Consider the following 8,333-nt stretch of genomic DNA (forward strand, 5'->3'; position numbering starts at 1 on the left):
CCGGTGCGGTACATGCGCTCGCCCGGCGTGCCGTAGGGGTTGGCGACGAACCGCTCGGCGGTCAGACCGGGACGCCCGAGGTAGCCGCGGGCGAGGCCGGGTCCGGTGATGTAGAGCTCGCCCGGGACACCGGGGGCGACGGGTTTCAGGGCCGTGTTCAGGACGTAGAGGCGGGTGTTGGCGAGGGGCGTGCCGATGCGGACGTCGGTGGGAGGGGTGAGCTGGGCGGTGGTGGCGCAGACGGTGGTTTCGGTCGGTCCGTAGGCGTTGATGAGGGTGCGGTGGGCCGCCCAGGGGGCGACCTGGTGTGCGGGGAGCGCTTCGCCTGCGGTGACGAGGGTGGTCAGGTGAGGGAGGTCGTGGGGGTTGAGGTCGGGGAGAACGGCGGGGGGAAGGGTGGCGTGGGTGACGTTCTGGTGGGTGATGAGGCGGGTCAGTGCCGGGCCGGGGAGCAGGTCGTCGCGAGTGGCGGCGACGAGGGTGGCGCCGGTGCACAGGGTGACGACGATCTCGGCCGTTGCGGCGTCGAAGCTGGGTGAGGCGAACTGCAGGACACGGCTCGCACCCGTGACCGCGAACCTCTCCGCCTGTCCGGCGATCAGGCTCGACAGGCCGTGGTGGGTGACCGTGACGCCCTTGGGACGGCCGGTGGAACCGGAGGTGTAGACGACATAGGCCGGGTGAGCCGTCAGCAGCGGACCGCCTCGTTCCCTCTCCGACAGGTCCTCGTCGGACAGGACCGACAGGGCCTGCCGCAACCGGGGGTCGTCCACGGACAACTGCGCGACACCGGCCCCAGCCAGTTTGTCCTGGACCGCCTCGCCGGTGACCACGAGCGCGGGCCTGCCGTCGGTGAGCAGATAGGCAATCCGGTCAGCGGGGTAGGCAGGGTCGACCGGCAGATAGGCACCACCCGCCTTCGTCACCGCCAGGATCGCGACGATGAGATCGACCGACCGCGGCAGCGCCAGCGCGACCAGCCGCTCGGGTCCCACACCGTGCTCGACCAGAAGACGGGCGAGACGGTTGGCACGGCCGTTGAGCTCCGCGTACGAGACCTCGGTAGCGCCGAAGACCACCGCGATCGCATCCGGGGTGCGCGCGGCCTGCGCCTCGAACAGCTCCGGCAGCGTCCTCACCGGCACATCCCGCGCCGTGTCGTTCCACTCCACCAGAACACGCCGACGCTCGTCAGCACCCAGCACTTCGATGTCGCCGAGCGGCACGTCCGGTGCCGATTCCAGCGCGGCGACGACTCCTTCGCCGACCGTCTCCATCATGGCGCACAGGACGTCGGGCGCCCCGGGTGCGACGACCTGAGCCGTCAGGACGAAGTCCTTGCCGGTGTCGTCGACGATCATTCCGACGGGGTAATTCGTCCGCTCCTGCAGGAAGAGCACGTCCACGCCCGGAAGCCCGTCACGCGCCGACTCTGAACCCGTCCCGCTGTGACGGTAGTTCAGGAGCGAGGTGAACAGCGGAGCGTCCCCGCGTATCCCGCTCTTCCGCTGGGCCACCGCGAGTGGCGCGTGTTCGTGCAGCAGCAACTCGGCCAGTTGGGCCTGTACGGCGCGTACGACGTCATGCGTGCTGGAGCCGCCGGTGCTGACACGGACCGGGAGGGTGTTGATGAACAGACCCACGACCCGTTCGGCCCCCGCGCCCATCCGGCCGAACAGGATCGTCCCGAAGACCACGTCGTCGCGGCCCGAGGTCGCGGCCAGCACGCGGGCCCATACGACGTGGAACAACGTCGCCGGGCTCACGCCGAGGCGCCGTGCCTGCTCACGGAGCCTCCCGGAGAGTCGCGGATCCATGACGGCGGTGGACTCGGTGGCCCCCGTGCCGTCGCCACGGACGTTCACCAGCCCGAACGGGGCAGTCGGCTCGGTGACGTCGCCCAGCAGGCGACCGAAGTACGTCTCGTGTTCCTGCCCGGACACCTGGCTTCGCGCATGAGCGACGATGTCGCGGTACGGCGAAGGCGCGGGCAGCTCGTCGTCGCGTCCGTCGATGAACGCGTGCACCTCGCCCAGGATGACGTCCAGCGCGGTGTGGTCCTGGATCAGGTGGTGGACCTGCACCAGTGCGAGCCACGGTGCGCCGCCCGGCTGCGCGGTCACGTGCAGACGGATCAGAGGAGCACTGCTGAGGGTCATGGTGCGGGGGCACGCCGCCAGCAGCCGGGCGACCAGTTCGTGGTCGGGCAGTTCGTGCTCGGGTGCCTGAGCATCGGCGCCGCCGGGCAGCGCCACCTCCTGCACCGGCAGCACGGCGCGCCGGAGCACCACCTGCACCGGTTCGGGCAGCCCTTCCCAGAGCACCGCGGTTCTCAAGTTGTCGTGCCGGTCCACCACTTTCTGCAGGGCGGTCACGAACTCGTCGAGTCTGTCGCGGGAGTCGAAGCGGAGAACGGTGGGCAGGACGTACACGTCCTCGTCCGTGGTCCCGCCGCCCATGAGGTGGTGGAAGAGGATGCCCTCCTGCAGCGGAGCGAGCGGGTACACGTCCGCCACGTTCGCGGCGCCGCCGGGGATGCGGGCGGTGATTTCCGCGATGTGCCCGGCGTTCAGGTCGACCAGGGGAAGCATCTCCGGCGTGATCACCTGCGAACCGACCGGAATGCGGTTCTCGGGAACCCGTACTTCGGGTCGGCCGGTGGTCGCGGCGAGACCGGCCACGGTGGGCGTGGTGAACAGGGACCGTACGTCGACCGACAGGCCACGCGCGCGCAGCCGCTCCACCAGCGTCACCGCCAGCAGCGAGTGCCCGCCGAGGTCGAAGAAGTTGTCGTCCACCCCGACGTGCAGCCGGCCGAGGATCTCGGCGAAGGCATCGCACAGGATCTCCTCGCGGGCGGTGCGCGGACCTCGGCCGGCGTGCCCCGTGGTGTATTCGGGCGCGGGCAGGGCGGCCCGGTCGAGCTTGCCGTTCACGCTCAGCGGGAGCGCGTCCAGGACGACCACGCCCGAGGGCACCATGTAATCGGGCAGCAGGCCGGCGACGTGGGCGCGGACGCCGGTGCCGTCGGTGCCGTCGGTGTCGGCCCTCAGGACGACGTAGCCGATGAGGCGTTTGTCGCCGGGCTGGTCCTCGCGGACGACGACGGCGGCCTGGGCCACGGCCGGGTGCGAGACCAGGGCGGCTTCGACCTCACCGGGCTCGATACGGAAGCCGCGGACCTTGACCTGGTCGTCCGTACGGCCCAGGTACTCCAACTGTCCGTCGGCGGTCCAGCGCACCAGGTCGCCGGTGCGGTACATGCGCTCGCCCGGCGTGCCGTAGGGGTTGGCGACGAACCGCTCGGCGGTCAGACCGGGACGCCCGAGGTAGCCGCGGGCGAGCTGGGCGCCGGCGAGGTGGAGCTCACCGGGGACGCCGGGCGCGACGGGGCGCAAGGAGGCGTCGAGGACGTAGGTGCGGGTGTTCCACACGGGTCGGCCGATGGGGACCACCGGGTCGTCGCCCGTGAGATGCGAGGCGTGGGTGACGTCGACGGAAGCTTCGGTGGGGCCGTAGAGGTTGTGCAGGGGGGTGTTCAGTGTGCGCAGGAAGTGGTCGCGGAGTTCGGGGGTGAGGGCTTCGCCGCTGCAGAGGACGGCGCGCAGGCTGGTGCAGCGGGAGGCCGAGGGTTCGGTGAGGAAGGCCTTCAGCATGGCGGGGACGAAGTGGCTGACGGTGACGTGCCGGGCCTGGATGAGGTCGGCCAGGTAGGCGGGGTCGCGGTGTCCGCCGGGGCGGGCCACAACCAGGACCGCGCCTTGGAGGAGGGGCCAGAAGAACTCCCAGACCGACACGTCGAATCCGAAGGGGGTCTTCTGCAGCACCCGGTCCGAGGCTCCGATCGGGTACTCGTGCTGCATCCACTCCAGGCGGTTGACCACGCCCTGGTGCGGCACCGCGACGCCCTTGGGCCGTCCGGTGGAGCCGGACGTGTAGATGACGTACGCCGGGTGCGCGGGCAGCAGCACTCCGGGGCGGTCACTGTCGTCGAGGTCGGTCGAGGACAGACCGCCGAGGGTGAGCGTCGTGTCCGGGTCGTCGAGGACGAGGTGCCGCACCTCCTCACCGGCGGGAAGATGCGGGCGCAGGGCGCCGGTGGTGACGACGACGGCGGGCCGGGCGTCGGCGAGTATGTGGGCGATCCGGTCGGCGGGGTGGTCGGGGTCGATGGGGAGGTAGGCGCCGCCGGCCTTCACCACCGCCAGGAGGGTGACGATCAGATCGGCGGAGCGTTCGAGATGCACCCCGACGAGGGTTTCCGTACCGACACCGTGGTCGGCCAGGTGGCGGGCAAGCTGGTTGGCGCGGGCGTTGAGGTCGGCGTACGAGACCTCGGTGTCGCCGAACACCACCGCCGTCGCGCCGGGGGTGCGGGCCACCTGCGCCTCGAACAGCTCGGGCAGGGTCGCCGCCGGGACGTCGTGCGCGGTGTCGTTCCACCCGCTCACGACCTGTCGGCGTTCGGCCGGGCCGAGCAGGTCGATGTCGTCAACGGGCTGTGCGGGGTCGGCGGTCACCGCGTCGAGTACCCGGACGAACCGCTCGGTCAGCGTCTGCACCGTGCCGTGATCGAACAGGTCCGCCGCGTAGCCGATCCCGCCCGTGAGACCGGTCGGTACGCCGCCGGGGCCGAAGGTCTCCCTGACGGAGAAGGAAAGGTCGGCCCTGGCCGGCACCTCCGTGCTCGACAGCACGGTCACGTCGAGGCCGGGCAGTGCGAGTGCCGGTTCGACGTTGTCCTGCAGCACCAGCATGACCTGGAACAACGGCTGACGGGCTATCGACCGGGCGGGCGCCAGATCCTCCACCAGCCTCTCGAAGGGCAGTTCCTGATGGGTGAGCGCGTCCAGATTCCGTTCGTGTACCCGGGCCAGCACCTCACGGAAGGAAGGGCGTCCCGACAGGTCGCCGCGGATGACCAGGGTGTTCACGAAGAAGCCGACAAGATCGTTCAGAGCGACTTCGGTACGCCCGGCCACCGGAGTGCCGATAGGGATGTCGGTGCCGGCGCCGAGCCGGGAGAGCAGGGTGGCGAGCGCGGCATGGAACACCGCGTACATGGTGACGCCCTCGGCCCGGGCCAGGGCGGTGAGCCGCCGATGGAGGTCGGCGGTGACGGCGATGTCCGCGCTGCCGTTGCGGTCGCTCGGCACGGAGGGGCGCGGACGGTCGAACGGCAGGGGCAGTTCCTCCGGCAGGTCGGCCAGGGCCTTCCGCCAGTACGACAGTTCCTGGTTCAGGAAGCTCGCCGGGTCGTCCTCGCCGCCAAGGAGTTCACGCTGCCAGAGGGCGTAGTCGGCGTACTGGATCGGGAGTGGTTCCCAGCTGGGGGCATGGCCCTTGGACCGGGCGGTGTACGCGGTGGAGACGTCCCGCGCCAAGGGCACCAGGGACCAGCCGTCGCTCGCGATGTGATGGGCCACCAGGAGCAGCACGTGGTCCCGCGGAGCCACTGCGAGAAGACACGCCCGCAAGGGGATCTCACGAGAGAGGTCGAACGGACGGACGGCTTCCTCGGCCACCACCCGCGCCGTCTCGTCTTCCGTCACGTCGATCACCGGTAGCCGCAGGCCGGCGTCGTCCGGGGTGAGGATCTTCTGCTCGGGGACGCCGTCCTCGGTCGCGATCAGCGTGCGCAGGACCTCGTGCCGCTCGATCAGATCCGCCAGCGCCGTGTGCAGGGCCTTCTGGTTCAGGTCGCCGGTCAGCCGCAGAGTGATCGGGATGTTGTACATGCCGTGGGGTCCCTGCAGTTCACCGAGGAACCACAACCGCTGCTGGGCAAAGGACAGAGGAATCATGGGGGTGCTCTCTACGACATGTGACGGACTGAACAGGAAGGGTGCGCGGGAAAGAGAGGGCCGACGGCCCTAGCGCGGCCGGGGGCTCAGGACGGGACGGGTCCGCTTCTCCGGTCCCAGCCGCTTCGCCAGGCCGGCGGGGGTGGGCATTTCGAAGATCGCGCGGATCGGGACTTCCCTGCCGAGGGTGGCGCGGACATGACCGGCGAGCTGGGTCGCGAGGAGGGAATGCCCGCCGAGGTCGAAGAAGTTGTCGTCCACTCCGATGTCGGGGACGCCCAGCACCTTGGCGAAAATGCGGCAGAGAGCCGCCTCTTCGGCCGATGCGGGTTCCCTGCTCCCGCCTTGGCCGGCGTACTCGGGCGCGGGGAGGGCGGAACGGTTCAGCTTGCCGTTCACCGTCAGCGGCAGCGCGTCCAGGACCACGATCGCGGACGGGATCATGTACTCCGGCAGCAGAGTCGCGACATGGGTCCGCAGAGCGCCGCCCGCCGCCCGGAAGGCGCTGACGTCCTCGGCGGACAACTCGTGGGCGGGCACGAGGTATCCGGTGATGCGTCGGTCGCCCGGCTGGTCCTCCCGGACCACCACCGCGGCCTGGCCCACCGACGGGTGGGTGAGCAGTGCGGCTTCGATTTCGCCTGGTTCGATGCGGAAGCCGCGGATCTTGATCTGGTCGTCGGCCCGGCCGAGGTACTCGATCTGGCCTTCGGTGTTCCAGCGGGCGAGGTCACCCGTGCGGTACATCCGATCCCCCGGCCCGCCATGGGGATTGGCGACGAACCGCTCGGCGGTCAGCCCGGCCCGGTTCAGGTACCCGCGTCCCAGACCGGCACCGGCCACGTACAACTCGCCGGGTACGCCTTCCGGAACCGGCTGCAGTCCGCCGTCGAGCAGATACGTCCGCAGGTCCGGTATGCCCCGCCCGATGACACTTCCCGTCCGGCCCGCGTCGTGCGCCGTCAACGGCGCGTGCGTCACGTGGACGGTGGTCTCGGTGATCCCGTACATGTTCACCAGTTGCGGCGTGTCGTCGGGATGGCGGGCGTACCACGGCGCCAGTCGGCCGAGATCCAGTGCCTCGCCGCCGAAGATCACCAGCCGCAGCCCGAGCTCCTGCCCCACGGCGGGGGCGTTCGCGTCGGCCTGGACGAGCTGGTGGAACGCCGACGGTGTCTGGTTCAGCACCGTCACCCGTTCCCGCACCAACAGACGCAGGAACTCCTCCGGCGACCGGGACACCGCGAACGGCACGACGACCAGTCGGCCGCCGTGGAGCAGCGCTCCCCAGAGCTCCCACACGGAGAAGTCGAACGCGAACGAGTGGAACCACGTCCACACGTCGTCCGGCCCGAATCCGAACCATCCGTCGGTGGCGGAGAACAGCCGTGTGACGTTCGCGTGGGTGGTCACCACACCCTTGGGCCGGCCTGTCGATCCGGAGGTGTAGATCACGTACGCCGCCTGACCCGGCAGCGGTGCACCACCCCGCTCGCTGTCGGACAGGTCTCCACCGGAGCGTTCGCCCAGAGCGGCCGTCGTGGCGGGATCGTCCAGCAGCACCTGCGCGATGCCCTCCGGCAGCGCATCTGCCACCGCGCCGGTGGCCACCACCAGCGCGGGAACCGCGTCCTGGAGCACGTACGCCACCCGATCGGCCGGATACTCCGGATCGATCGGCACATACGCCGCCCCGCTCTTGAGCACCGCGAGCAGGGTGACGACGAGATCCGGCGAGCGGTCCATCATGACCGCCACCCGCCGCTCCGGCCCCGCGCCCCGCGCCACCAGCACTCGCGCCAGCCGGTTGGCCCGCGCGTTCAGCTCCGCATAGGTCAGCCGGACGCCCTCGGACACCACCGCGACCGCATCCGGAGTCCGGGCCGCCTGGGCCTCGAACAGCTCGCAAAGCGTCGTGGGAGCAACATCACGCGCGGTGTCGTCCCACTCGACCAGCAGCCGGCGCTGCTTGTCGTCCAGTACGTGGACCGCATGCAACGACCGCCCGGGATCCTCTTCGAGCGCCGTGACAAGGCCCGCGACCGCGGTCTGCATGAAGGCGACCACCGCTCGCGGATCGACCGGGGCCACCGACTGGGCAGTGAGGGTGAAGAGGGGGTTCGTGTCGTTGACGGAGAATTCCAGCGGGTAGTTGGTGCGCTCGTGCCCGTGCAGCAGCTCGATCCCGTCGGGGCTCGGCGCGGCGGTGTCCTCGCTGTGGCGGAAGTTGAACAGCGACGTGAACAGCGGTGTCCGGGCGGGAAGGGCGCTGGCCCGCTGAGCCAGGATGAGAGGTGCGTGCTCGTGCACCAGCAGGTCCGCGAGCTGCCGCCGCATGGCGTACACGGCGTCGCGCACGCTCACGGAGCCGATGTCGAGGCGGGCGGGCAGCGTGTTGACGAACAGGCCGGGTACGCGGTCGGCTCCGGCGCCCGCGTTCATCCGGCCGAACAGCACCGTGCCGAAGACCACGTCGTCCCGGCCCGAGGTCGCTGACACGACACGCGCCCAGGCGACGTGGAACAGCGT

Annotated in this window: 2 protein-coding genes; both read right to left on the reverse strand. The window is 70.5% G+C overall.

All coding sequences use genetic code 11. The annotated features are described in order from the left end of the window. Window positions 1-5,804 (reverse strand): amino acid adenylation domain-containing protein (locus ACWGIG_RS34050; protein WP_453325558.1); only part of this gene is annotated, 5,804 nt, incomplete at its 3' end. A 69-nt stretch (window positions 5,805-5,873) separates the two neighbouring features. Beyond that, window positions 5,874-8,333 (reverse strand): non-ribosomal peptide synthetase (locus tag ACWGIG_RS34055; RefSeq protein WP_453325559.1); only part of this gene is annotated, 2,460 nt, incomplete at its 5' end.

It is taken from the genome of Streptomyces sp. NPDC054863, assembly GCF_053610825.1.